Raw genomic sequence first — 25,156 nt, forward strand, 5'->3', positions numbered from 1 at the left:
TGTACACGAGGCGGCTGAATACGCCGGGGCTGTTCCTCGGCTGGCTGGCGGGGATCGTGACCGGCACGGGACTCGCGATCGTGCAGGGGCTCAAGCCGGTGTTCGCGCTGCATGTGGGCGGAGCCACTTACCCGCTGTATATCGGCTTGATCGCGCTTGTGCTGAATATCGTCGTGACGTTTGTGGTGTCGATGGTGACGCCGAAGCGGTCTAGCGTGTAGCGAGTGGTTATCGCTGCAGTTACAAAGAAACCTGGAGCGGTTCATCTGGGGGGTATCCCCTGTAGAGGTGTCCAGAGTCATTGGACCGCTCCAGTAGCAGTACCTTTTCAACCGCCCGCATCCGGACAACGTCTCTTTGAAATGGGTTAGCCGCCCGATTTCTTCTGCGACGGATGATTGGCAAACAGCTCGACGACCCAGTCCACGAACACACGTAATTTATTACTCAGGTGCCGGTTCGGTGGATACACGACCGACACAGGCATTGGCGGAAGATGCCATTGTTCGAGGCAAGGCTCCAGTTCACCGGATGCGATCAGTGGCGCCGTCATGAATGTGCCGCCACTGATAATTCCGAGTCCCGCTCTGGCGAGATCGGTACAGGTTGACACGTCGTTGCAAAGGACAGTTTTCTTGCCTTGAATATCGACCGTATCGTCGCCGTAACTGGCGACGATTGGAAATGGTCTTGCCGTGCTCGCTGAAATCATGCGAATCACCGTATGGTGAAGATCGATCTCGCGTGGGTGCTTCGGCTTACCGTATTTCCTCCAGTATTCCGGCGATGCGCATAGCCCGAAATAACTGAAGCCGACTCGTCGGGCCACCAGTGATTGATCGGTCAATTTCCCGATACGTATTGCGCAGTCCACGTTGTCTCCAAACAGGTCGACTGGATTATCACTGGCACCAATCTCCAGATCGATGTCTGGATATTTTTCGAGAAAATCCGGAAGAGCTGGAACGACAACCGAATGGGCAAGCGGGCGCGGAAGATCGATGCGCAGCCTGCCTTTCGGATTGGACCTGGCGCCGATCATGGCATTCTCCAGTTCCTCCAGTTCAGTCAGCAAGCGTACGGCTCGATCGTAATAGGCCGCGCCATCGGGCGTGACAGTGACGCGCCTGGTTGTGCGATTGAGCAGCTTCGTTGCCAGATCGTCTTCCAGCAACTGAACCAGTCGCGTCACAGTCGGCTTTTGAACGTTGAGGGTTTCGGCGGCCTTGGTGAAGTTTCCCGATTCCACCACACGTACAAATGCGCGCATCGCGTCGAACTTATCCATGTATCCCTTTGCTCAATGGTTGGGCGCCGTCGTTCACCGGGATACTGCCATATAAAACCAGAATAAAGACGGGCGAACCGCGCGGGCATATAACCGGAGCCTGAGCCGTCCAGCATGATCAGCCTGCCTGATGTGAATAACTATCGATTCGAGGGGAATTCGACAACAATCTGTTAATAGATTCCGAGTTTCTCGTGATGACCCAGGTCCCTAGACTGTTTTCAACGACGGAGAAGATGTTCCGACGTCCACAGTTCATCAAGACCACGAGGGTCACACTATGCAAACCACGTTTGAAGTTCCGGGCAACAAGACGACGCGGCCGGCGAGTTCGCGGAGCAGGTTGTCCCGCGCCGTGACCATTGGAACGATCGCTGGCGTCGCGGCCGGTTTCATCGTTCTCGTTCCGGTTTTAATCCTGCAACTGGCGCGTGGCGTCGGCGTCGTTCCCGAGATGCAGCTGGCGGCCAGCAGCGTGATGGGTATGTCCGCCTATGACGGCATGGCTGGTCTGATCGTGGGGATCCTGCTGCACTTCTTCGTATCGATCGTTCCGGCGCTCGCATACGGGCTCATCGCGTGGCGTCTGCCCGCGGTGAACCGCTGGGCGTGGATCGGCGGCCCTGTGCTCGGCATTGCCGTGTTCTTCTTCATGGGCCTTGTCGTGTTGCCGCGCAGCGCCTTCGCCACGCCCGCGTCGGTAACGGCGATGCCCTATCTGCCTGCACTCCTGATCCACATGTTCGGCCTCGGCCTGCCGATCGCACTGTTGATTCAGCGCGGATGGGCCAAATCGGACGATATCCGCCGCTGATTGCAACCACGCGGGTAAATCAACACCGCAATGTCCCCCCGATATCGCTAAACACCATTGCACTGGCATCGACTACCGTCCGCGCTGAACGCCGAACGAAAATTTCTTCTACGCAAAAAGGAAACACACCATGATCGTCATTACTGGAGCAAACGGAAACCTTGGTCAACTGGTTGTCAAGAATCTACTGCAGGTGACCCCTGCAAACCAGATCATCGCGGCAGTTCGCAATCCGGAAAAATCCGACAACTTGCGCGCCCTGGGCGTCGACGTACGCGAGGCTGACTATGATCGACCGGAAACGCTAGTCGAGGCATTTCAAGGCGCTGAGAAGCTGCTGCTTATCTCGGCGGTCGTACCGGGCGAACGACTCAGGCAACACCAGGCCGTGATCGATGCCGCGAAGCAAGCCGGCGTGAAATTTATTGCCTACACGAGCATGTTGCGCGCTGACACCTCCAGCTTGACTCTCGCGGGTGAGCATCAGGCAACTGAGGCGTATCTGAAGAGCGCCGGCGTCGACTACGCGCTGCTGCGCAACGGCTGGTACCTGGAAAATTCCACGGCGGTCATCGCTGCGGCGCTTGCCCAGGGCACCATTATCGGCAGTGCGGGACAAGGCCGATTTGCCTCGGCTACGCGTGCCGACTATGCAGGTGCGGCTGTGACGGTGCTTACCCAGCCAGGCCATGCAAACAAGACCTATGAACTTGCGGGAAACCCAGCGTTCTCGATGTTTGAATTTGCTGAGGAACTCTCAAGGCAGGCTGGCCGGCCCATCGTCTATAAGGATCTGCCGCCCGCCGAGTATGAGGCTACGTTGCTCGGCTTGGGGTTACCCAGGATGATTGTCGATGTCATCGTCGACGCGGATATAAAGTCTTCGAACGGAGAGCTGGATAGTTCCTCGCGAGATCTGTCCCAGCTTCTTGGCAGAAGCACAACGCCGTTTTCCGAAGCGATCAGGGTCGCACTGCAGTCTTAATCTGACGGCCTGATTGCTCGATAGAGCAGGCTATTGGCATCCGGCGCATCGAATCGACCCGGATAGATCGCTAGCCGCGCTCACGTCGAGCAGAGACGAGCAACATCATCGGACGCTCACGCTCTTCCGCAAGCGCGGGATGTGCAGCGATCTGCGCCGCCGTCGGCCCCCATTCATCGACACGCGCAATCACAAACCCGCTATCGATCAGCAGATTCAGCAACGTACCGATCGTACGATGCTGCTTGATCACGCTGTCGGTCAGCCAGTGCGTAACACGCCGGCCTTCCATCTGATAGCTGTCGACCGGCCAGGTCTTGTGTCCGTGCGCGTCGACAATCCAGCCGGGGCGCTGCGACGCCATATAAATCGGATGCTCCACCGAGAACACCAGATGCCCGTCGGGCAGCAACGCACGATGAATCGCACGGAACAGGCCGGGCAGGTTCTCGACGTAATGCAATGCAAGCGAGCTATACGCAAGCGCGAATGCCCCTTCGGGAAGTTCGAGCGTTTCGAGATCAGCATGTGCGTAGCGAATCGCGGGATCGGTGGTCATTTCCGCGGCGCGGGCGAGCATCTTTTGCGAAACGTCGAGCCCGAGGGCGGTGCGCGCACCGTGTTCGCGCGCCCAGCGGCAGAACCATCCATAACCGCAACCGAGATCCACCACATCGCGATCGCCGAGATCCGGCAGCATCGCCTGAAGCGCGGGCCATTCCGGTGCCGCGTTCAACCCGCCGACCGAACGCTCGAGATGGCTATAGCTTTCGAAGAATGCCGGGTGGTCGTAGATATTCTGGGTCATGTCGATGCGTGTCCGGGTTGCTTGCGCAAGATGTGCCGAAAGCATACCAGCGGCTCGGATTCGGTGAAGTCGCGCTACTATTCATCACGCGACATGTTTTCACCATTTCATGAACCAGACTCATATCCTGCTATTGCGTCCCGCAACTGCGCCAGGAGCCCACCGTGCTTGAAATCCGCCATTTGCGCTCACTGATCGCGATCGCCGATTCGGGCAAGCTCGTCGCAGCCGCCGAGCGCGTCCATCTAAGCCAGTCCGCGCTGTCCCATCAGATCAGGGACATGGAAAGCCACTACGACGTGTCGCTGTTCGAGCGCACCAAGCAGGGCCTGCGCTTCACCACGGCCGGCGAGCGCTTGCTCGTGCTCGCACGCGAGACGCTCGCGGCGGTGAGTGCAGCCGAGCGCGATCTCGCGCGGCTAAAGGGCGATGCCCAGGGCGAGCTGCGCATCGTGCTCGAATGCCATACGTGTTTCGACTGGTTGATGCCGGTGATGGATGAATTCCGGCGCCGCTGGCCGGAGGTGGAAGTCGATCTCGTCGCGGGGTTTCATGCGGACCCGCTCAGACTGCTGAGCGACGGCAAGGCCGATGTCGTGATCGGCTCGAAACCGACCAGCAAACGCAACCTGCATGTGTCGCCGCTGTTCCGCTTCGAGATTCTGGTCGTGCTGGCGAACGAGCATCGTCTGAGAAGCAAGCGTCGTATCGTGGCCGACGACCTGCGCGAGGAAACGCTGATTACCTACCCCGTGCCCGAAGTGCGCATCGATCTGATTCGCGAGGTGCTCGAGCCAGCGGGTATCCGGCTCGAACGGCGCACCGCCGAGCTGACCATCGCGATCATGCAACTCGTGGCCAGTCGCCGCGGTATCGCCGCGCTGCCGAACTGGGGTGTGAAAAACTACGTCGATCACGACTACGTGCTGGCAAAGCGGGTTGGCCCGCACGGACTATGGAGCGAACTCTATGCGGTAGCCGGCAAGCCGCAGGCGGCGCGGCCTTATTTCCGGGACTTCGTAACGATCGTGCGCGACACGTGTGCTGCGCAGCTCGATGGGATCGAGCTGCTGACCAGCGAAGCGTGAGCGCTACATCCGTGTATAGCGCTGACGTTACGGGCAGACGGATTCGCCGGCCTTCACGTTCGCTTCGCGTGACACGCGGTTGGCCGAACCGAACGTCGTGAAGCTGAGCGCGGCCAGCACCCACACGCCGATTCCACCGTACAGCATCACCGCGCCGAAGCCATGTACGAGTGCGGCATGCACGACGGTACCCGACGCATCCGCAGTGGCAAGTTCGGGAGCCACTTGCGCGAGCCCCGCGAAATTGCCGGCCGCGATCTTTTCCGCCAGCAAGCGCAACTGCGCCGCATCGGAGACGCCGGGCAACGCGCGCTGCAGATGCGACAGGATGCCTTCCACCAGGATGAACCCCATCAGCGCGATATTGATGGCGAGCGTAATCAACCGGGCGCTCATGTCGATGCCGGATGCCATCCCTGCACGGGCGGTCGACACCGAGCCGGTGGTGGTGTTGGTCACCGGCGTATTGGTGAGCCCGAGGCCCGTGCCCGCGATCAGCGCACCCGGCAGCATCGTCAGCCAGCTTGCGTGAGCGACACTGCTGCCATAGCGCATCAGGATGAAGCCGAGACCGATCGTGAAGAGTCCGGCAGGAATCACGGCGCCTGGCCGATAGCGCAACGCGAGCCGCTCGCCGAGCGGCGGAATGACGAGCGTCGGCAGCGTGTAGGCAAGTAGCGACAGCCCCGCGGTGACGGTGTCGTAGCCGAGACCGCTCTGGAAGTAGATCGGCAGATAGATCATGAACGGCCAGAAGCTGAAATTCATGCCGATCGAACCGAAGATCGCCCCCGAAAAATTGCGGATTCTGAACACCGAGAAATCGAACATCGGATGCGCATTCATGCGTTCGACGATGATGAACGCCACGAAGCTGACCGCTGCGGCGGCCGCGATGCTCAGCGCCGTCGTGCTCGTAAAGCCCAGGTCCGGGCCCTGCGTGATGAAGTAGGTGAAACCGAACACGGCAAGCGACAGCGTGACGATGCCCGCGCTATCGAGGCGCTTCGCATGCGGATCGCTTGACTCTTCGACGCTGCTCAAAGCGAGTACCAGCGTTAGCAGGCCGAGCGGAACATGGACGAGGAACACCCAGTGCCAGTTCGACAGCGCGACGATCGCGCCGCCAATGATCGGCCCGAAACCGAGGCCGACACCGAATACGATGCCCCAGATCGCGAACGCATTGCTGCGCTCCTTACCTTCCTGGAACTGGTGCGACAGCACGGCGATCAGGCAGATCAGCATCGCGCCTCCGCCCATGCCCTGCAGAAACCGGCTCACGATCAGCACCGACGCACTTTGCGCGAGGCCGCAGATCAGCGACGTAACGCTAAAGCCGACCAGGCTGACCAGCAGTACGCGTTTGCGTCCATAGCGGTCGGCAAGCGTGCCGACGGCCATCAGCACGGTCGTGCAGGCAATCGTGTAGGCGTTCATGATCCATTGCGCGTCCTTGAAATCGCTATGCAGCACCTTCTCGAGCGTGGGCAGGATCACAGGAACACTGGAGATTTCCAGGCCGAACATCAGTGCCGCGAGGCAAACGGCGGCGAGCGCGATATGGTTTTTACCGGCGTGAGAGAGCGTCATAGGGCGTCTTTCGAAAGCTGCGATAGAAACCATTCTCGGCGCGCAGGCTTCATGATAGAAATGATTTAATTTTGTAGAATCCATTAACGTTCATCATCTATCGGCCGCCATGGACTTCGATCCCACCCTGTTGCGCGCTTTCGTCGCCGTCAAGGAAACCGGCGGCTTCACGCGCGCCGCCGAGCGGCTGCACCTCACGCAATCGGCGATCAGCCATCAGATCCGGCGCCTCGAAGAGCAGGTGGGCCGGCCGCTCCTGCATCGCACGACGCGCAGCATGACCTTGACCGAAGACGGTCAGGATTTTCTGCGCCACGCCCAGCAGATTCTCGATTCGCTCGATGCGTTGGCGAGGCGCTTCCAGTCTTCGCCGGTATGTGGAGTCGTGCGTTTTGGTGTGCCGGAGAATTTCATGGGCGACCGGTTGCCGTCGCTGCTATGTCAATTCGCGCGCGTGTATCCCGAGGTCCGGCTCGATGTGAGCGTCAGCATGAACCTCGATCTGCGCGCGATGATCGAGGCCGACGAACTCGATCTCGCCGTCGTTATGACGGCACCCGGCAGCACGGCCGGGACGGTGTTGCGGCCCGCGCAGTTCGCATGGATCGCCGCCGATACATTCGATGTCCCGCAAGGCGCGTCGTTACCGCTCGCATTCTTTCCCGCGCCGTGCATCAACCGGCGGGTCGGTGTGGACGCGCTGGATAGTACCCAGATCAAATGGCATGTCGTCTTCACGTCGCCGAGCCAGCAGGGTTTGCGTGCGGCGGTGTTGTCGGGGCTTGCGGTCACCGTACTGACCACCGACGACCTCGAACCGGGCATGCGGATCGTCGATGGGCAATATGGCTTGCCGTCGCTCTCCACCGCTGATTTCGTGCTGTTGTCCAACGGCAGTGACACGCCCGCGGTGCGCGAGTTCGGGCAGATGGTGCTCGATATGCCCGCACCGGCACCGGTGCCGACACAGGTACCTAAGCCTCCAGCCCAGACCAGAACTTACCGTCCGTTCGTGTAACTACGCTCGAACCTGAGCCGCACGGAAACTCTCTGTTTGCGCGTGTCACGACACGCTGCCGACGAACGCGGCAGAATGACCGCGTGCCGCCGGAATCACACGCTGCGAAAGCTCGCGCGTTTGCCCGGCCGGCATCGTTGCGACACGGCGCGACGTGTCGGTATCCCCGGAGACAATCGATGTCGAAATCGCTGATACGCCGCAGTGTCGTATGTGCTGCCCTTGTGGCCGCTGTCGTGGGCAATCCCTTCGTGATGCGCAGCGCCGCAGCGCAAACGCAAACCGCGCAAACCGCGGCGAACGCAGCCGCACCCCAGCCTGGCCTCGTACCGGCTACCGACGACACCTTCCTGCTCACCATCTTTCTGCGGCACGACGAATCGAAGCCACTGCCGAAGATCAACGATGAGTTGCGCGCGCAAGGATATTTCAAAACCTTTCCGCCGCCCGGCATCGAGGTCGTGTCGTGGTACGTGATGATGGGCATCGGCCAGGTCGTCACGCTGCGTGTACCGGCGAGCCGGCTGCGCGAAGTCAACCGCGCTATCGAAACGACCGCATGGGGCGGTTATCGCACCGAGTTTTACCCCACTTACGACTACAAGGCGGTGGCGGAGAAAATGCGCGCAACCGACGGCAGATAATTTCCGCACTCGCGGCGCGCTAAAACAGAAAAGCCGGGTACGTACCCGGCTTTTCGTGCAACGCGATGTAACGCTGTAACAGCTCAGTGAAACAGCTTCATCGCCTGAGTCAACGTATTGACGACACCCCACGCAAGCGGAATCAGCACATAGGCCCAGAAGACAACCAGCAAGCCCTTGTTGGTCGGATGAACTGCGTTCTGATCGATCATGGCGGTCTCCCTCAATTGCCGGACGCGAGTTGCGCGTCGCTCATGTGATGTTTGTCGTCCACGCGTTTGACCAGCAGGTTGCAGACGAAGCCGACTACGAGCAGCACCGCCATGATGTGAACCGTCATCGTGTACGCGTCGGCTTTGGCGACGCCGTGCGCAACTTCATACGCACGGATGTAGTTCACCAGCACGGGACCTGCAACACCTGCCGCGGCCCACGCCGTGAGCAGCCGTCCATGAATGCCGCCCACGAACGCCGTGCCGAACATGTCAGCAAGATACGCGGGCACCGTGGCGAAGCCGCCGCCGTACATCGACAGGATCACGCAATAGGCGAGCACGAAGAGGGCGATGTTGCCCGATGCCGCAAAGGTCGGCACGAGGAAGTACAACACAGCGCCCAGCGCAAAGAAAATGAAGTACGTGTTCTTGCGGCCGACCCAGTCGGATGCCGAGGCCCACACGAAGCGACCGCCCATGTTGAACAGCGACAGCAGCCCCACAAAGCCGGCGGCCGTCGCGGCCGTGACGGTTTCCTTGAAGCTCTCCTGGATCATCACCGACGCCTGGCCGAGAATGCCGATGCCCGCGGTCACGTTCAGGAACAGCACGAGCCAGATCAGGTAGAACTGCGGTGTCTTGAGCGCTTCATCGATATGCACGTGGTTGCGCGTGATCATCTTGTTCGATGCGGTGGATGGGGTCCAGCCGGCCGGTTTCCAGTCGGCGGGCGGCACGCGGATCGCGAGCGCGCCGATCGACATCGAGATGAAGTACGCGATGCCGAGCACGATGAAGGTTTCGGCGACGCCGATACTGGTCGCGCTCTTGAAGTGATTCATCAACGCCACCGATAGCGGCGCGGCAATCATTGCACCGCCGCCGAAGCCCATGATCGCCATGCCGGTCGCCATCCCGCGACGATCCGGGAACCAGCGTATCAGCGTCGACACCGGCGACACATAACCAAGCCCAAGCCCGATACCGCCGAGCACACCGTAGCCGAGATACAGCAGCACGATCTGATGCAGCCAGACACCGAGCGCCGAAACGAGGAAGCCGCCGCCGAAGCAGCATGCCGCAGTAAACATCGTGCGACGCGGACCCACGTGTTCGAGCCACTTGCCCGCAAATGCCGCCGACAACCCAAGGCAAACGATTGCGAGCGAGAAGATCCAGCCGAGTGTGGTGAGCGACCAGTCGTCGGGAGCGGACTGCGTGATGCCGATCACCTTCGTGAGCGGACCGTTGAATACCGAGAACGCGTAGGCCTGGCCGATACACAGATGCACGGCGAGCGCGGCGGGCGGCACCATCCAGCGTGAGAAGCCTGGACCGGCAACGGTGGCCTGCTTCGAAAAGAACGGCGGCGAACCGCTGGTGCGCGGTGGTTGAATCGTGCTGCTCATGTTGGGTCTCCGTTTGGGGTGCTGATGTTATGGGCTCTTGTCGCCATTCCCGAATGAATCGAGCGGGTTTTAAGCGCGGCCTTAATGTGATGTGGCGTCAAAGATAGGACTGGAAACAGTGGTTGGCAATATGAGACGTGAATGCATAAACGGCGGGCTCAGGCGGCGGCTAGGCTTGCGTGCCCATTCGCTGTATCAGGGTTTCAACGAATGCATCGGTAGCGGGCGGCAGGGTCCGGCCGCGTTTCTTGACGAGCGCGACGGGACGCACGAAGCGCGGATCGTCGATAGGACGTGCAATGAGGTCGGGCTCCGCGCGAATCTCGCGCGCCGAGCCGGGCAGGATCGTGACGCCGAGACCGCCGCGCACCATCGCGACGGCCGTCATCATGTAGGTGGGTTCGCAAGCTAATGTCGGCGGTGTTGTAGCGTCTGCCAGCGCGGCATCGACGACAGCGCGCACACTGGTGCCGCGCGCAGTCAGAACGAGCGGCGTGCGCAACAGGTCGGCGAGACCGATCGAGCGACGCTTCGCGAGCGGATGGCCTTTCGGACAGACCGCGACCAGGCGATCTTCGCCCGCATACAGCACGTCGAGCGATGGATCGGTGGTTTCGCCTCCGGTCAGCCCGATGTCGACGTCCTCGTTGCGCACCAGCGCGTTGACGACGTTCGCGACGACGTCGCGAATCTGGAACGTCACGTCCGGCAGTTTCTGGCGGAATGCGCGGATCAGATCGGGCAGCAGGCTCGCGGCAAACGATGGCAGGCAGGCGATGCGCACCGTCCCCGAGGTACCGTCGCTCAACGAGCGCGCGTCGGCGAGCACGTGTTCCATGTCGTGCAGCGACTTCTGCAGGGTTGGCAGCAACTCGCGCCCGACCGGCGTCAGCGAGACATTGCGGCTGTTGCGGTCGAAGAGCCGCGTGCCGACAGTCTCTTCGAGCCGGCGGATCTGCACGGTCAGCGCGGGCTGCGACAGATGCAACTGGGTTGCAGCGCGCGTGAAGCTGCCCGTTTGCGCCACGGCGACAAAGGCGCGGATATCGCGAAGACTCAAATCCATTACGAACCTTGATGGCTGCGATCAAATCATTTCAATTGTTCTATTGCTGTCCGGAAATTACGCTTCGTTGATCCAAAAAACAAGACCGGAGACAAGCACGTGCTGCCACTGCTGGGTTTGGCCACGATTGCCGTATTGCTGGCGGCAATCCTCTCGAAGCGGATGTCGCCGCTCGTCGCGTTGATCGTCGTGCCGATCGCGGCATCGCTGATCGGCGGTTTCGGGTTGCAGACGAGCAAGTTCGTGCTCGACGGGTTGCGCAGTCTTGCGCCGGTCGTTGGCATGTTCGTTTTCGCGATTCTCTATTTCGGCACGATCACCGATGCCGGCACACTCGATCCGATCATCGACCGCATCCTGCGCGCGGTCGGCACGAAACCGACGCGCATCGTGATGGGTACGACGCTGCTCGCACTGCTGATCCACCTCGACGGATCGGGGGCCGTGTGCTTTCTCGTGACGATCCCCGCGATGCTGCCGCTCTATGATCGTTTGAACATGGACCGGCGGGTGCTCGCGGCGGCTGCATCGATGGCAGCCGGCATCAACTTCCTGCCGTGGACCGGACCGATGATCCGCGCCTCCGCTTCGCTCGGCTTACCGGTGTCGGCGCTCTTCAATCCGTTGATTCCCGTGCAAATCGTCGGCCTCGTCTTCGTGTTCAGCATGGCGTGGTGGCTCGGCCGCCGCGAAGAAAAACGCCTCGGGCTGATCTCGGCGTCCGGCACGATCGAACTACCGAAGCGCGAACTCACCGACGAGCAACAGGCACTGCGCAGACCACGCAATTTCTGGTTCAACATCGTGCTGACCGTGATCGTGCTTGGCACGATGGTCGTGATGGGCGAGAAGATTCCGCCGGCGGTTATGTTCATGGTCGGCTTTTGCATCGCGTTGCTGGTCAACTACCCGGACGTGAACATGCAGCGGCAGCGCATCGATGCGCATGCACGCGCCGCGCTGATGATGGCAGGCATTCTGCTCGCGGCGGGTGTGTTCACGGGCGTGATGCAGGGCAGCGGCATGCTGAAGGCGATGGCTCAGGCCGCGGTCGGTCTCGTACCGCCAGGAATGGCTGGGCATATTCCGGTCGCGCTCGGCATTCTCTCGATGCCGCTCAGCATGCTGTTCGATCCCGATTCGTTCTACTTCGGCGTATTGCCGGTCATTGCCGAAGTGGCGGGCCAGCTCGGCGTGCCGGCCGTGCACGTGGGGCAGGCCGCGTTGCTCGGACAGATGACGACCGGCTTTCCCGTCAGCCCGCTCACACCGGCGACGTTTCTCGTCGTCGGATTGACCGGGATCGAACTCGCGGACCATCAGAAGTTCACGTTCCCATTGCTGTTTGGCGCATCGATCGTGATGACGATTGCGTGCGTCGTATTCGGTATTTTTCCTCTGTGAGCGCCGGCACCGGCGAGACGACATGACATCGACGAGACGTACAGGTCCCGTTCGCCTCGGTACAGGCGCGGGTTACTCGGGTGATCGCATCGAACCGGCCGTCGAGCTGGCCGAACATGGCGCGCTCGACTATCTCGTGTTCGAATGCCTCGCCGAACGCACGATCGCGATCGCGCAGCAGGCGCGCCGCGGCGACCCGTCGCTCGGCTACGACCCGCTGCTCGATGCGAGGATGCGTGCGGTGTTGCCGGTTGCAATGCGCAACCGCGTGCGAATCGTGTCGAACATGGGCGCTGCGAATCCGCTGGCTGCTGCGCGTCATACCGCGTCGCTGGCGCGCACGCTTGGACTTTCGGGCCTGAAGATCGCCGCCGTGAAGGGCGACGATGTGCTCGATGCGGTGCGCCAGGGCGACTACCGCTTTGAGGAATCCGGCGAACGTGTTGCCGATTTCGAGGCGCGCATCGTGTCGGCGAATGCTTATCTCGGTGCTGCACCGATTGTCGATGCGCTCGCGGCTGGGGCCGACGTGGTGCTGACCGGGCGTGTTGCCGACCCGTCGTTGTTCACCGCGCCGCTGATTCACGAATATGGCTGGGCGATGGACGACTGGAACACGCTGGGGCAGGCGACCGTGGTTGGCCATCTGCTCGAATGCGCGGGTCAGGTGACGGGCGGCTATTTTGCGGACCCGGGGTTCAAGGATGTACCGGATCTCGCGCGCCTTGGCTTTCCTATCGGTGAGGTCGCCGCCGATGGCACCGTCATCATTACGAAGGTGCCGCATGCGGGTGGCTGCGTGACCGAGGCGACCTGTAAGGAACAACTGCTGTATGAAGTGCACGATTGCAGTCGTTATTTGCAGCCGGATGTGGTGGCCGATTTCACGAGGGTACGTGTCGAGCAGTTGGCGAAAGACCGTGTGCGCGTAAGTGGTGGGCGCGGCACGCCGCGGACGGCGACGTTGAAGACGTCAGTCGCGTATGTAGACGGTTTTATCGGTGAAGGGCAAATGTCGTACGCAGGGCCGGGCGCTGTGGCGCGTGCGCGGCTTGCGCTCGAGATCGTGCGTGAGCGACTGCGGATCACTGGTGTAGCGGCGCAAGAACTGCGCTTCGATCTGATCGGCGTCGATGCGCTGCATGGCGAAACGCTTGGCGGGCGTGGTTGGGAGCCCTACGAGGTGCGCGTACGTGTGGCTGGGCGCACTGCTTCGCTTGCGGAGGCCGTACAGATCGGTAACGAAGTCGAAACGTTGTATACGAACGGACCGGCCGGCGGCGGCGGGGCGACGAAATCGGCGCGAGAAGTTATCGCGGTGCAATCGGTGCTGCTGCCGCGCGACTGCGTGCACGCATCGTTCGAACTCGTGGAGGTGTGACATGGAATTGCGCGAACTCGCTCACTCCAGAACCGGCGACAAGGGCGATACGCTCAATGTGTCGGTGATCTGCCGCGATGCGCGCGACTACGATCATCTGTGCGCGCATGTCACTGCTGAACGCGTACAGGCGCATCTGCGCGATACCGTGCGTGGCACGGTGACGCGGTTTGAGATGCCGGCCATCGGTGCTTTGAATTTCGTGCTCGGGCATGCGTTAGGCGGCGGTGTCACGCGTTCGCTCGCGCTCGATGCGCACGGCAAATCGCTTAGCTCGGCTTTGTTGAGTCTTGAGGTGCCGGAGCGGGATCGGGTGGGGTGAATTGCGGCGCATGGCCCGCATCGTGTCGCCAGCGCGATTCATAACGCCCGACTTATACTAGCCCGACGACCGAGTGCTTCGTTCTCAGCAGGCAGGCAACCGCAACCCGCAGCCTGACGGTACAGGCCCACTCGGTTCCCTGCATTTCAACGCGACGAAAGCACACATCCAGAAACGGGACGGAGCGATGACCGCCAAGTACGACTTCGATCTATTCACCCTCGGCGCAGGCTCTGGCGGTGTCGCCGGCTCGCGCCGCGCGGCGTCCTATGGTGCGCGAGTGGGCATCTGCGAGGACAGCCGCATCGGCGGGACTTGCGTCATCCGCGGTTGTGTGCCGAAGAAGCTGCTGGTCTATGGCTCCCATATCGCCGACGAGATCGACGATGCAAAAGGCTATGGCTGGACCATCCCTGAAGCCCACTTCGACTGGGCTCGCCTGATCGAAGCCAAGAACAAGGAAGTCGACCGGCTCAATGGCATCTACATCAAGATGCTGGAGGATGCAGGCGTCGAAATAGTCCACGGGCGCGGCAAACTGATAGACGCTCACACCATTCAGGTCGGCGAACGCATCGTCACTGCAGAGCGCATTCTGATTGCAACGGGTAGTCGGCCGCACCTGCCGCCGACACCTGGCATCGAGCACGCCATCACCTCGAACGAGGCACTCGAACTACCTGAATTGCCGAAGCGGATCGCCGTGGTGGGCAGCGGCTATATTGCCGTCGAGTTCGCGGGCATCTTCAACGCGCTGGGCGCGGAAGTAACGATGATCATCCGTGGCGATCTCCCGCTGAAGGGTTTCGACGAGGATGTTCGTACTCACGTGGTTGAAGAGATGGCGCGACGCGGTGTCCGTTTCGTATCGCAAGCGCGGGTGGAACGGATCGAGAAGACAGCACACGGTCTTGAGGCGCATCTCCATCAGAGCGACGCAGTGATTCCGTGCGATCAGATTCTCTACGCCATTGGCCGCATTCCCAACACTGGCGATCTGGGTCTGAAAGGACTCGGTATCGAAACCGGGTTACTGGGTGCCGTCATCGTGGACGAATGGTCGCGCAGCAACGTTGCGAACATCTACGCCGTGGGCGACGTCACCGATCGTATCAATCTGACGCCGGTGGCGATCGCCGAAGCGCGCGCGTTAGCCGAAACCCTGTTCAACAACAATCCGACGACGTTCGATCGGGAAGGCATACCCACGGCCGTATTTTGCCAGCCACCTGTCGCAACGGTTGGCCTGACGGAGACAGCCGCTCGCGCGCTGGGTCGCCCCGTCGACATCTACCGAACGCGCTTCCGTCCAATGAAGCACACGCTGAGCGGGCGCCAGGAAAAGGTGCTCATGAAGCTGGTCGTCGATCGCGAGAGCGATCGGGTGCTCGGCTGTCATATGGTGGGCGCCGATTCAGCCGAGATCATGCAAGGCATCGCTATCGCGCTGAAATGCGGCGCGACCAAGAAGCAGTTCGATCAAACCGTCGGCATTCATCCGAGCTCGGCGGAAGAATTCGTGACCATGCGGGACAAGGTGGCCGACCTGTAGACGCTCCCTGGCTAGTCGCCGTCGCCGCTTTCGGCAAGCTGCGGGTTGGCCGCGGCGTAGGCGGCAGCTTCGTCTAGCAGCCATTCGCGAAAGCTCTCCAGCGGCTTGCCGTGGCTCAGCTCGGTTGGATAGACGAGGTAATACGCCGCTTCGGCGATGGCCGGCGCATTGAACGCTATGACGAGCCCGAGCTGCTCGAGCTGCGTATCCACGAAGAAGCGCGGCACCAGCGCAATACCGAGGCCAGCCGCCGCCGCACTGATCAGCATCGTGTGCAATTCGTAGCGCACGCCCTGCATGGTGCGGTTGTCTTCGATGCCGAGATTCGCAAACCACGTCGCCCAGCCATCGGGCCGCGTTGTCGAGTGCAGCAGCGGATAGGCGAGCAGATCGGCGGGCGTTTTCACGCGACGCTTCAGCAGGCTGGCCGCGCATATCGGCACGACTTCCTCGCGAAACAGAAAGTCGGACGATGTGCCGGGCCACGTTGGTTTGCCATAGTGAATCGCGGCTTCGAAATGCGTGTCGGTGAAGGCGAACGTATCGGTGCGCACACCCATGTTCACGCGCACGTCCGGATAGCGCGCATTGAAATCGGCGAAGCGCGGGATTAGCCATTGCGAGGCGAAGGTAGGCAGCACAGCCAGCTCCAGATAACCGCCGCCGCTGCCGTGCGCAATAATCGACAGTGTGTCGCGGTCAAGACTTTCGAGCGCGCGACGCACCTGCACCCCATACACCTTGCCCGCCTTCGTCAGCACGACACGCTGTTTCACCCGCACGAAAAGCCGCACACCGAGATTGCTCTCCAGCGTATTGATCTGCCGCGATACGGCGCTCTCGGTCAGAAACAGCTCGCGTGCCGCCAGCGTGAAGCTCTGATGTCGCGCCGCTGCTTCGAACGCTAGCAGCGCGCCCATGTTGGGGATCTTGAATTTGCGCATGTTGATTCCAAAAACGCATCAAGTCTGGATTTTATCTCGCTTTACGGCGTTGCCATGGCTTTGAATAATCGAGGCCGAACGATGCCGGATGAGTTGCCCTCATCACATCCGGTCACTACCGCAGGCGTTGTCCGCTACCTGGCTACCTGGCTACCTGGAATATCGATGCAATCCCCAAGAAACGCGAATGTCGAGCGGCTGCTACAGCAGTTGATCGGCGCGCACCGGACCGCGGCGCTGTTTGCGACGCTCAATCATCCCGCGGTACTGAACGAATGGGAGGACGGTGTCGTCACGCGCGCGGAACTCGCGCAGGCGCTGAACATGGCGCTATTCGAAGATCTGCTGGAGCGCTCGCCGAATGGCCGCGCATATACGCAGGACGCGCTCGCTGCGGGCGGCAGCGTGCACTTCGATCACGGTGCGCTGCGCACGGTACGCTGGCCGCATAGCGGTGCGTTGCCGCCCGGTGAGGCGGCGTTCGCGCGCATCCTGCGGCCGCTCGGTTTTCGTATCAACGGTCGTTATCCACTTGACCGGCTCGGCATGACCGGCCGCGCATGGGCTCACGACGACGCACCCGACGAGATCGCGCAGTTCTTCGTCAGCGAGTTGCATCCGGAGCGTTTCTCGGCCGATTTCCAGCAGGCGGTGACGAACGTGATCGGCGCATCGCGCGATCCGTTGACGCCCGCAGCGGTGACGCATCTGTGGGAACTGGAGCGCGACGGCGTGTTGCCGATCGACGCGGCGCACGGCTTGCTGCCCGTAATAGTCGGTGCATTCGCGCGCCAGCACGACGTTCCGAACGAAGCGGATTACGCGGTGCTGCTGAACGAATCCGCGGAGATGGCGTGGATCGCAACCGAAGGCAACGCGTTCAATCACGCCACCGATCGCGTCGCCGACGTGTTCGCCCTGTCCGATGAAGAGAAGGCGAAGGGCCGCCCGATGAAGCCGGAAGTCGAACGTTCGCGTTCAGGCCGCGTGTTCCAGACCGCGTATCGCGCCGATATCGTGCGCCGCGAGTTTCGCTTGCAGGACGGCTCGATCGTCACGCGCGACGTGCCCGGTTCGTTCTATGAGTTCATCACGCGCAAGCGCACGTTCGATCAGGACACGCGGCGCTGGGAAACCGATCTGCGTTTCGACGCGGGTAACGCGCAAGGGATCTTCAAGATGACTGCGAGCCAGGCGGCGTGAGCGTAACGCTGCTGCACGCGGCGCGCACCGGCGAACGTCACGGCGCTATTTCTTCGTGGATTCCGTAACCTGAGCAGCCGCAACCTGCGGAATATCCGCACTGGTCGCCATCCACAGCACTTCGGCATCTTCGTCGCTGGTGGACACGGCCGCGTGACCGGTGCGGCTGTCGAAATACAGGCTGTCGCCGGCGTTCAGATGGGTCGGCGCGTACAGCTCCGAATACAGGCACACGCTGCCGCTGATCACGTACAGGAATTCTTCGCCTTCGTGACGGCCCCAGTCGTCGAACGCGTCGAGCGTGTGAGCCGAAATGCGGATGCGAAACGGCAGCATCGCCTTGTGCGCGAGATCGGTGGCGAGCAGTTCCATCTGATAGCCGCGATACGCGTGGCGCTGGCCGGCGTCTTTGCGGGTCAGCGCGCGGCGCCCGCCGGCGCTCGCTTTCGGCGACGAACCGAACAGCTCGCCGATTTCGATCTTCAAACCGAGGACGATTTTTTGCAGGACGTCGAAGGTCGGCGACATCAGGCCGTTTTCCACCTTCGATAGCGTGGAGCGCGACACGCCGCACAACTGGCTCGCGTTCTCGAGCGTGAGGTCGTGGGCGAGCCGCGCGGCGCGGACGCGGCGGCCCAGGTCGGCGGTGGACGGCTCGTTGGGTTTGATGGTGGGGGTATTCATGGTGTGGCCCTGGGGCCGTGCCCTCCCGGCACGCAATGTGGCCGATCATAGCACTGTTGAGACCCATGTTTTCCAATGAGAAACAGGGTGACATCAGTGTGCCAAACCGGTTCGTTGGGTTAAAAGCCCTGTTTATAACGGCCGCTTGTAGCTGTCCGACGCCGCGTGTATAGTCTGCGAACTGGCCTTGTTTCGTATCGGAAATTAAAGGAATATCCTCATGAACGCTTCGACTATCCTTGCCGATCTCGGCATCACCCATGCGGCGGAAGCAGGCGATATCGCCGTTCATTCGCCGATCACGGGCGACCTCGTTGGCCGCGTAGCCAGCAATACAGCCGCTGACGTCGATGCAGCGCTCGTCGCCGCGAAAGAGGCGTTCAACGTCTGGCGCAACGTCCCGGCACCGCGCCGCGGCGAACTGGTGCGACTGCTCGGCGAACGTCTGCGCGAGAAGAAGCAGGCGCTTGGCAGCATCATCACGCTCGAAACCGGCAAGATCCTTCAGGAAGGGCTCGGCGAGGTGCAGGAAATGATCGACATCTGCGATTTCGCGGTCGGTCTGTCGCGCCAGCTGTACGGTCTTACCATCGCCTCGGAACGCCCCGGCCACCGGATGGCCGAATCGTGGCATCCGCTCGGCACCTGCGTCGTCATCTCGGCATTCAATTTCCCCGCGGCCGTCTGGTCGTGGAACGCGGCGCTCGCACTGGTCTGCGGCAACGCGGTGATCTGGAAGCCGTCCGAAAAGACGCCGCTCACCGCGCTCGCGGTCAACCAGATTCTCAAGGAAGCGCTGCAGGCGTTCGGCGATGCGCCGGTTGGGCTGACCGCGTTGATTAACGGTGGTCGCGATGTGGGCGCGAAGCTGGTGGCCGATCCGCGCGCGTCGATCGTCAGCGCGACCGGTAGTACGGAAATGGGCCGCACGGTCGGCGTCGAAGTGGCGAAGCGCTTTGGCCGCTCGCTGCTCGAACTCGGCGGCAACAATGCGGGCATCGTTGCGCCTACTGCCGATCGCGAACTCGCGCTGCGCGGCATTCTGTTCTCGGCGGTCGGTACGGCCGGCCAGCGCTGCACGACGCTGCGTCGCCTGTTCGTACACGACAGCGTGTATGACGCAACCGTCGAACGTCTGAAGCAGCTGTACAGCAAGGTGCCGATCGGCAACCCGCTGGAAAAAGGCACGCTGATGGGACCGCTGATCGACAAGCAGTCGTTTGCGCGCATGCAGGAAGCGTTGCAGCAGGCGCAGGCCGAAGGCGGCAAGGTGACCGGCGGCGATCGCATCGAAGTGAAGGGCTACGAAGGCGGTTACTACGTGCGCCCGGCGCTCGTCGAAATGCCTTCGCAAACCGCCATCGTATTGAAGGAAACCTTCGCACCGATCCTCTACGTGCTGCGCTACAGCGATTTCGCCGAAGCGGTCGAGGCGAACAACGCTGCGCATCATGGGTTGTCGTCGTGCGTGTTCACGACCGACCTGCGCGAAGCGGAACGCTTCCTGTCGGCGGCGGGCAGCGATTGCGGCATCGCCAACGTGAACATCGGACCGAGCGGCGCCGAGATCGGCGGTGCGTTTGGCGGCGAGAAGGAAACCGGGGGCGGTCGCGAATCCGGCTCCGACTCGTGGAAGGCGTATATGCGCCGGGCGACGAATACGGTCAACTATTCGTCGGCGTTGCCGCTCGCGCAGGGTATCGATTTCAACATTGGTTGAACGTAGCGGGCCGCGTTTCTGTGTGCTGCTGCGGCGTGGAGCGAAGCGCCGCAGTGCCGCAGCGGTGCGCAACATGCGTGCCGTGATGAGTACGCGTGTCCAGCGTGAGTCATTCGTGGAGTGAGACGTGAGTTCGAGAGTTGTCATCGTCGGCGGTGGGGTGATCGGCAGTTCGATCGCGTATTTCCTGCGCCTGTCGGATCCGACGGTCAGCGTCACCGTAATCGAGCGCGATCCGACTTATGCGCGCTCGTCGTCGGCGCTGTCGGCCGCATCGATTCGCCAGCAGTTCTCGACTCCGCTGTCGGTCCAGATGTCGCTGTTCGGCATCGAGTTTCTGCGCTCGATCGGCGAGCGGCTAGCTGTAGACGGTACACGGCCGTCGATCGATCTGCACGAAGGCGGCTACCTGTTTCTTGCCACCTCCGCCGGTGCCGATACGCTGCGCGAGAACCACGCTCTGCAACAGCGGCTTGGCGCCGACATTAGCCTGCTCGACACCGCGGCGTTGCAGACGCGCTTCCCGTGGCTCAATACCGATGATCTGGCCGCCGGCGCATTCGGTGAAAGCGGCGAGGGCTGGTTCGACGGCTATGGGCTCGTGCAGGCGCTGCGCAAGAAGGCACAGGCACTGGGCGCGCGTTATGTCGCCGACGATGTCGCCGCGTTGCAGCGCGACGGCATCCGCGTGACAGGGGTCGTCACCGCGAGCGGCGAACACTACGCCTGCGATATCGTGGTCAATGCAGCAGGCGCGTGGTCGCGCCGCGTGGCGCAGATGCTCGATATCGATTTGCCGGTATACGCGCGTCGTCGCAGCATTTTCAACGTCAGTTCGCCGGCGCAGCTCGAGCATTGCCCGTTGTTGATCGATCCCACCGGCGTGTACTTCCGCCCGGAGGGCAAGTCGTTTATCTGCGGTACGTCGCCTGCCGCGGATAACGACCCCGACGATCTGCCGCTCGACGAAGTCGATCACGCGCTGTTCGACGACGTGATCTGGCCGACGCTCGCGAACCGTGTGCCGCAGTTCGAAGCGCTGCGCGTGCAGAACTGCTGGTCCGGCTACTACGAGTACAACGTGTTCGACCAGAACGCGATCATCGGTCGGCATCCTGAGGTCGATAACTGCATTTTTGCGAATGGTTTTAGCGGCCACGGTTTGCAGCAGGGTCCGGCGACCGGACGCGGGGTGAGCGAACTGATCCTGCACGGTCGCTATACGACACTCGATCTGTCCGCGCTGAACTTTGCGCGCGTGCTGGAGAAGCGGCCGTTTGTCGAGAAAAACGTGGTTTGAGCATCGACGCGACTGTGAAGAATGACTTACCTGAAACCCGGCTGCGTGCCGGGTTTTTTCATCGACATCGGTCGGCACCGCCCCGCACACCGATGATTCCAAAAACTCAATACTTAGTGAGTAGATATCGATAGCCGCGCCTTTACCCGCCGCCCACAATCGATACCGCTCCTCTTCATACTCGACCAATCCACATCATGTACGCCTTCACCGCTCCCTTCGAAGCGCCGACCGGCTCGCCGATCCGCGAGTTGTTCAAGTACCTCGCGCAGCCTGGCATGATCTCGTTTGCGGGCGGTTATCCGGCAAGCGATCTGTTCGACGTGGCGGGTCTGGAAGCAGCCGCCGCGCGCGCCGCGCAGCAACCGGCGCTGTGCCTGCAATACGGCCCGACCGACGGTCTCGCGACGCTGAAAGAAGAGCTGGCCAAACTGATGGCCCGACGCGGCACACCGTGCTCGCCGCAGGACCTGCTGGTGACGACCGGTTCGCAGCAGGGTTTCGATCTGTTGTTGCGCGTGCTGGTCGCACCCGGAGACACGGTGCTGGTCGAACAGCCTGCCTATCCGGCGACGCTGCAGGCGCTCCGCTTGCAGCAGGCGAACATCGTCACGTTGCCGGTCGATCGCGATGGCCTCGACGTCGACGCGCTAGATGCGCTGCTGGCATCGGGCGCGTTGCCGCAGCCGAAGCTGCTCTATACGGTGCCCACATTTGCCAATCCGACCGGCGCGACGCTTACGCGCGAGCGGCGTGTCGCGTTGCTGCGGCTCGCCGTGCGCTACCGCTTCCTCGTCGTCGAGGACGACCCATATGGGGACCTGCGGTTTGCCGGGACTGCGCTGCCTTCGCTGCTCGCGCTGACGAGCGAGGTGCCTGGTGCACGCGACTGGCTCGTGCACTTCTCGAGCCTGTCGAAGATCGTCGCTCCGGGTCTGCGGGTCGGCTGGACCATTGCGCCGGCGGAAATCGTGCGTCGCTGTGTCGTCGCGAAGCAGACTGTCGACCTCTGCAGCTCGCCGTGGACGCAAGCCATCGCCGCCGCTTACCTCGCCGACGGCGCGCTCGAACGGCATCTGCCGCACATCGTCGGCGCCTACGCACGCAAATGCGCCGCGCTGTGCGATGCGCTTGCGGCGCAACTGCCCGACGACATCGCGTTTCATCGGCCCGACGGCGGCATGTTCGTTTGGGCCCGGCTCACGCGCACACAGGATGCGTCGGCGTACTTGCAGGCGTGCATCGCCGAGAACGTGATGTTTGTCCCCGGCATCGCGTTCTATCACGATCGTCACGACGCGGCGTCGCTGCGGCTGTCGTTTGCGGCGCCTGGCGTCGCGGATATCGAAACCGGTGTGAGCCGGCTTGGCCTCGCGCTGCGCGCACTCGAACAGCGTTAATCGGTTTTGTCGGCCGGCGGTACGGTATTGGCATGGCCAGACATCTCGCTCCATTTCAGTGCTCGCTCAGTTCACGATTTGAAACCCGTATGTCTGAAGTCGGGCACGGGTTTGATTTCCTGTTTCAACCACTTCGGAAACAGGTTTGAATCGAATGCGGAAATTATTGAATTTATGTGAACAACGTTCGTTTTACGGTTGAACACTGGGGGAAACGTCGTTTGCGCGCTGCACACCGTTAAATAATCTGTGACGCTGGTTGGCTGAAAACAATATCGGGTATGATCGCTGCCACAGGGAATCTCTTGCCGGGCCGATATCGACGGGTGCTATAAGTACCGTGTCACCGAGGTGTAGCAAGGACGGTGCAGTAAAGAAGACGCAGCAAAAAACGCAGCTCACGCACTGGCCAATAAGCAGGCAATAAGTGAGCAATACGCGCAGCGCAGAAAAATCAACCGCTAAAATCAGATGAAGATGTCGCGAAAGAAAATCGCCTTTCTGGGCGTGGGTCTTCTGGGGCTTCTGATCGTCGCCGGTATCGTCATTCAGGCGGTATGGCGGCCGTTCGGCAAGCACGGCAAAGTCAATACCAGCGAGATCGTTCTCGACATTCACCATCCCGATGCGCTGATCGATAGCGAGGCATTATCCCGGCTACCCGCCGATATGCTGCGCGTGCCATTGCTGCACGACGTTCTCACTCAGGATTTCGTCGATTACTACGAATCCACCGATACCCGTCTTTCCGCCGATGGCGCATTGCGCCGTCTCGCCTTCGAACATCAGCTCGATTTTGGCGACCAGCTGATCCGGCGTGTTTTCGACGAACCGGCGCATGTGCTGTTGTGGCGTTCGCCGGACGGCCGGCTCGGCTACTGGATCATGTCGATGCGCCGCAACGGGCTCGCGAAACTGCTGCAGGGCCTCGGCAATGTCGCCGCCAGCGATACGCAGTTGAACCAGGTCGCCAAACTGTCTGGCGATGTGCCGGTCTACGCCTTGAAGCTCGCGGTCGGGCGCACGCTGCTGTTCGCCACGAAGGACGACCGGCTTGTCGTGCTGTCCGCCCCGGGCGTGCTGCTCGGCACCGATGGTGCGTTGTTGAGCGAACGCGCCGATGTGGTCGACGACCTGCTGTCGTCGGGACGCGACGATGCCGCCCACGCGTTCCGGCTCGACGCCGCATCCGATCAACCCAAGGGACACCGGATCGTCGTCTCCGCCAACTATCTGTCGTTCGGCTACCAGACGTTTTTCTCCGGCATCGAGGCGCTGCGCTTCGATCTCGCGTCGTCGGGCGGGGCGCCGGCCAGCTGGCAGACCGCGGCGCTGATCGATCCGGACCGCTTGCCGCAACAATGGAACGGCGCGGACCTGTGGCACGCGCTGCCCGCCGGTCCCGCAGCCTGCGCGAGCCTGCCCGCCGACTGGAAGGGCGCCTCCGATCTGCTCGGCAAGGTGGTGTCGGCCGGCGCGGACGGCGCCGCGCAGATCGGCGATGCGCTGGCCGGCCCGGCCGCCGTCTGCTGGTACGCGAAGTCGACGCTCGTCGCGCCCGTATTCGTCGCTCATCTGAAGAGCACCGATGCGAACGCGAACGCCGCGCTCAAAACCGTGCTCGGCAAGTCCTTCGACGAAGTGATTGGCGCGTACGAAGCGCATGCCGCGAAGACCGACGGCGGCGACGGCTATCGCCGGTTGCCGGTTACGACACGTAGCCAGGGCGACGCCGTGACGCTCTGGCAGCGGCCGGTTAGCGCGCGCTCGGGTACCGCGCTGGCATCGAAGGCGCCGTTCGCCGCGCAGTTGTCCGCACAACGTTATTTCCCGGTCACGCTCGCGCTGGCGCACGGCTATCTGATTTTCTCGCCGGATGCGCGGCTCGTCGACGACACGCTCGCCGTGCTCGACAAGCGCTATCCGGCGCTTGCCGATACGCTCGCGCCGCAGCGCGTCTCGCGTACGGTGCTCACGCTGACGCCCGCGGCCGCCGCATCGCTGATCGAGCGGGAAGCCGCTTCCGCACTGCCCGCCGATCAGGAAGCGATTTTCCGTAATGCCGCTCGCACGCATCTCGTGCCGAAGCTGCAGGCGCTCGCGCACTATCCGCCCGTATCGTTGAGCTTGCCGCAGACGTTGCCGTCGTCGTCGGGGTGGGTGCCGGTCGAGTGGTGGTTCGATCGCAGCGGCGGCGCGGCGGCCGCCGCGGCAGACGGCACCGCAGCGGCACGCGCGGCATGGGATCAACCTGGCGTCGGGGGCGACTGACGTGCGCGCGCGTTGCGCTTCGCGCAGCCCCTCGCCGCATGACTGCG

At 62.0% G+C, this 25,156-nt stretch carries 22 protein-coding genes and 1 pseudogene; 15 read left to right on the forward strand and 8 right to left on the reverse strand.

Features of this window, described 5'->3' with window-relative positions; translation table 11 throughout:
- Positions 1-221 (forward strand): annotated as a pseudogene (locus tag M0D65_RS15100) (sodium:solute symporter); the annotation flags it as partial.
- 146 nt (positions 222-367) lie between these two features.
- On the opposite strand, the gene M0D65_RS15105 reads toward M0D65_RS15100, so the two are convergent.
- Entirely contained in the window at positions 368-1,288 is a 921-nt protein-coding gene (locus M0D65_RS15105; RefSeq protein WP_266253414.1) for a LysR family transcriptional regulator, read from the reverse strand.
- Positions 1,289-1,643: 355 nt separating this feature from the next.
- On the opposite strand from M0D65_RS15105, the gene M0D65_RS15110 reads away from it, so the two are divergent.
- Positions 1,644-2,102: a hypothetical protein gene (locus tag M0D65_RS15110; protein WP_266253415.1), complete on the forward strand. Its 459-nt coding sequence runs from the start codon at positions 1,644-1,646 to the stop codon at positions 2,100-2,102.
- Positions 2,103-2,232: 130 nt separating this feature from the next.
- A complete protein-coding gene (locus tag M0D65_RS15115) occupies positions 2,233-3,087 on the forward strand; it encodes an SDR family oxidoreductase (RefSeq protein WP_266253417.1) in 855 nt (284 codons plus the stop codon).
- Positions 3,088-3,157: 70 nt separating this feature from the next.
- On the opposite strand, the gene M0D65_RS15120 is transcribed toward M0D65_RS15115, so the two are convergent.
- A complete protein-coding gene (locus M0D65_RS15120) occupies positions 3,158-3,895 on the reverse strand; it encodes a bifunctional 2-polyprenyl-6-hydroxyphenol methylase/3-demethylubiquinol 3-O-methyltransferase UbiG (protein ID WP_266253418.1) in 738 nt (245 codons plus the stop codon).
- Between the two features lie 164 nt (positions 3,896-4,059).
- Here M0D65_RS15120 and M0D65_RS15125 point away from each other — a divergent pair, with 164 nt between their 5' ends.
- A complete protein-coding gene (locus M0D65_RS15125) occupies positions 4,060-4,983 on the forward strand; it encodes a LysR family transcriptional regulator (RefSeq protein ID WP_266253419.1) in 924 nt (307 codons plus the stop codon).
- 27 nt (positions 4,984-5,010) lie between these two features.
- Here M0D65_RS15125 and M0D65_RS15130 read toward each other — a convergent pair whose 3' ends face one another.
- Positions 5,011-6,576: an MFS transporter gene (locus M0D65_RS15130; RefSeq protein WP_266253420.1), complete on the reverse strand. Its 1,566-nt coding sequence runs from the start codon at positions 6,574-6,576 to the stop codon at positions 5,011-5,013.
- Positions 6,577-6,685: 109 nt separating this feature from the next.
- Between M0D65_RS15130 and M0D65_RS15135 the strand changes: the two genes are divergently transcribed.
- The gene (locus M0D65_RS15135) at positions 6,686-7,594 is read left to right on the forward strand and encodes a LysR family transcriptional regulator (protein WP_266253421.1); all 909 of its coding nucleotides are present in this window, start codon (positions 6,686-6,688) and stop codon (positions 7,592-7,594) included.
- A 179-nt stretch (positions 7,595-7,773) separates the two neighbouring features.
- Positions 7,774-8,238 (forward strand): hypothetical protein, encoded by a 465-nt coding sequence (locus M0D65_RS15140; RefSeq protein WP_266253422.1) that lies wholly within the window; start codon positions 7,774-7,776, stop codon positions 8,236-8,238.
- 83 nt (positions 8,239-8,321) lie between these two features.
- Here the strand turns inward: M0D65_RS15140 and M0D65_RS15145 are convergent, their stop codons facing one another.
- The 3 genes from M0D65_RS15145 to M0D65_RS15155 form a co-directional block, all read right to left on the reverse strand.
- Positions 8,322-8,450, reverse strand: a complete 129-nt coding sequence (locus M0D65_RS15145; protein WP_266253423.1) for an oxalate:formate antiporter — start codon at positions 8,448-8,450, stop codon at positions 8,322-8,324.
- Positions 8,451-8,461: 11 nt separating this feature from the next.
- Positions 8,462-9,862: an OFA family MFS transporter gene (locus tag M0D65_RS15150; protein WP_266253424.1), complete on the reverse strand. Its 1,401-nt coding sequence runs from the start codon at positions 9,860-9,862 to the stop codon at positions 8,462-8,464.
- A 169-nt stretch (positions 9,863-10,031) separates the two neighbouring features.
- Positions 10,032-10,928 (reverse strand): LysR family transcriptional regulator, encoded by an 897-nt coding sequence (locus M0D65_RS15155; RefSeq protein WP_266253425.1) that lies wholly within the window; start codon positions 10,926-10,928, stop codon positions 10,032-10,034.
- A 99-nt stretch (positions 10,929-11,027) separates the two neighbouring features.
- On the opposite strand from M0D65_RS15155, the gene M0D65_RS15160 reads away from it, so the two are divergent.
- The 4 genes from M0D65_RS15160 (at position 11,028) to gor (ending at position 15,587) form a co-directional block, all read left to right on the forward strand.
- On the forward strand, positions 11,028-12,332 hold the full coding sequence (locus tag M0D65_RS15160) for a CitMHS family transporter (RefSeq protein ID WP_266253426.1): 1,305 nt from the start codon (positions 11,028-11,030) through the stop codon (positions 12,330-12,332).
- A gap of 22 nt (positions 12,333-12,354) precedes the next feature.
- On the forward strand, positions 12,355-13,713 hold the full coding sequence (locus M0D65_RS15165) for an acyclic terpene utilization AtuA family protein (RefSeq protein ID WP_266253427.1): 1,359 nt from the start codon (positions 12,355-12,357) through the stop codon (positions 13,711-13,713).
- Position 13,714: 1 nt separating this feature from the next.
- The gene (locus tag M0D65_RS15170; RefSeq protein ID WP_266253428.1) at positions 13,715-14,035 is read left to right on the forward strand and encodes a hypothetical protein; all 321 of its coding nucleotides are present in this window, start codon (positions 13,715-13,717) and stop codon (positions 14,033-14,035) included.
- A gap of 187 nt (positions 14,036-14,222) precedes the next feature.
- A complete protein-coding gene (gene gor, locus M0D65_RS15175; RefSeq protein WP_266253429.1) occupies positions 14,223-15,587 on the forward strand; it encodes a glutathione-disulfide reductase in 1,365 nt (454 codons plus the stop codon).
- Positions 15,588-15,598: 11 nt separating this feature from the next.
- Here the strand turns inward: gor and M0D65_RS15180 are convergent, their stop codons facing one another.
- On the reverse strand, positions 15,599-16,531 hold the full coding sequence (locus M0D65_RS15180; protein WP_266253430.1) for a LysR substrate-binding domain-containing protein: 933 nt from the start codon (positions 16,529-16,531) through the stop codon (positions 15,599-15,601).
- A 165-nt stretch (positions 16,532-16,696) separates the two neighbouring features.
- Between M0D65_RS15180 and M0D65_RS15185 the strand changes: the two genes are divergently transcribed.
- Entirely contained in the window at positions 16,697-17,734 is a 1,038-nt protein-coding gene (locus M0D65_RS15185) for a DUF1338 domain-containing protein (protein ID WP_266253431.1), read from the forward strand.
- Between the two features lie 45 nt (positions 17,735-17,779).
- Here M0D65_RS15185 and M0D65_RS15190 read toward each other — a convergent pair whose 3' ends face one another.
- Positions 17,780-18,418 (reverse strand): helix-turn-helix domain-containing protein, encoded by a 639-nt coding sequence (locus tag M0D65_RS15190; RefSeq protein WP_266253432.1) that lies wholly within the window; start codon positions 18,416-18,418, stop codon positions 17,780-17,782.
- A gap of 220 nt (positions 18,419-18,638) precedes the next feature.
- Between M0D65_RS15190 and M0D65_RS15195 the strand changes: the two genes are divergently transcribed.
- From M0D65_RS15195 to M0D65_RS15210, 4 genes are all read left to right on the forward strand, one after another.
- Positions 18,639-20,138 carry an aldehyde dehydrogenase family protein gene (locus tag M0D65_RS15195; protein WP_266253433.1) on the forward strand — a complete coding sequence of 500 codons (1,500 nt, stop codon included), beginning with the start codon at positions 18,639-18,641 and terminating at the stop codon, positions 20,136-20,138.
- Between the two features lie 127 nt (positions 20,139-20,265).
- Entirely contained in the window at positions 20,266-21,438 is a 1,173-nt protein-coding gene (locus M0D65_RS15200; protein ID WP_266253434.1) for an FAD-binding oxidoreductase, read from the forward strand.
- Between the two features lie 197 nt (positions 21,439-21,635).
- Positions 21,636-22,838, forward strand: coding sequence for a PLP-dependent aminotransferase family protein (locus M0D65_RS15205; RefSeq protein ID WP_266253435.1), 1,203 nt, complete (start codon positions 21,636-21,638; stop codon positions 22,836-22,838).
- Positions 22,839-23,309: 471 nt separating this feature from the next.
- Positions 23,310-25,109, forward strand: a complete 1,800-nt coding sequence (locus M0D65_RS15210) for a DUF2138 domain-containing protein (protein ID WP_266253436.1) — start codon at positions 23,310-23,312, stop codon at positions 25,107-25,109.
- The last annotated feature ends 47 nt before the right edge of the window (positions 25,110-25,156 follow it).

This window comes from Paraburkholderia sp. CHISQ3, assembly GCF_030464945.1.
Taxonomy (GTDB): Bacteria; Pseudomonadota; Gammaproteobacteria; order Burkholderiales; family Burkholderiaceae; genus Paraburkholderia; species Paraburkholderia megapolitana.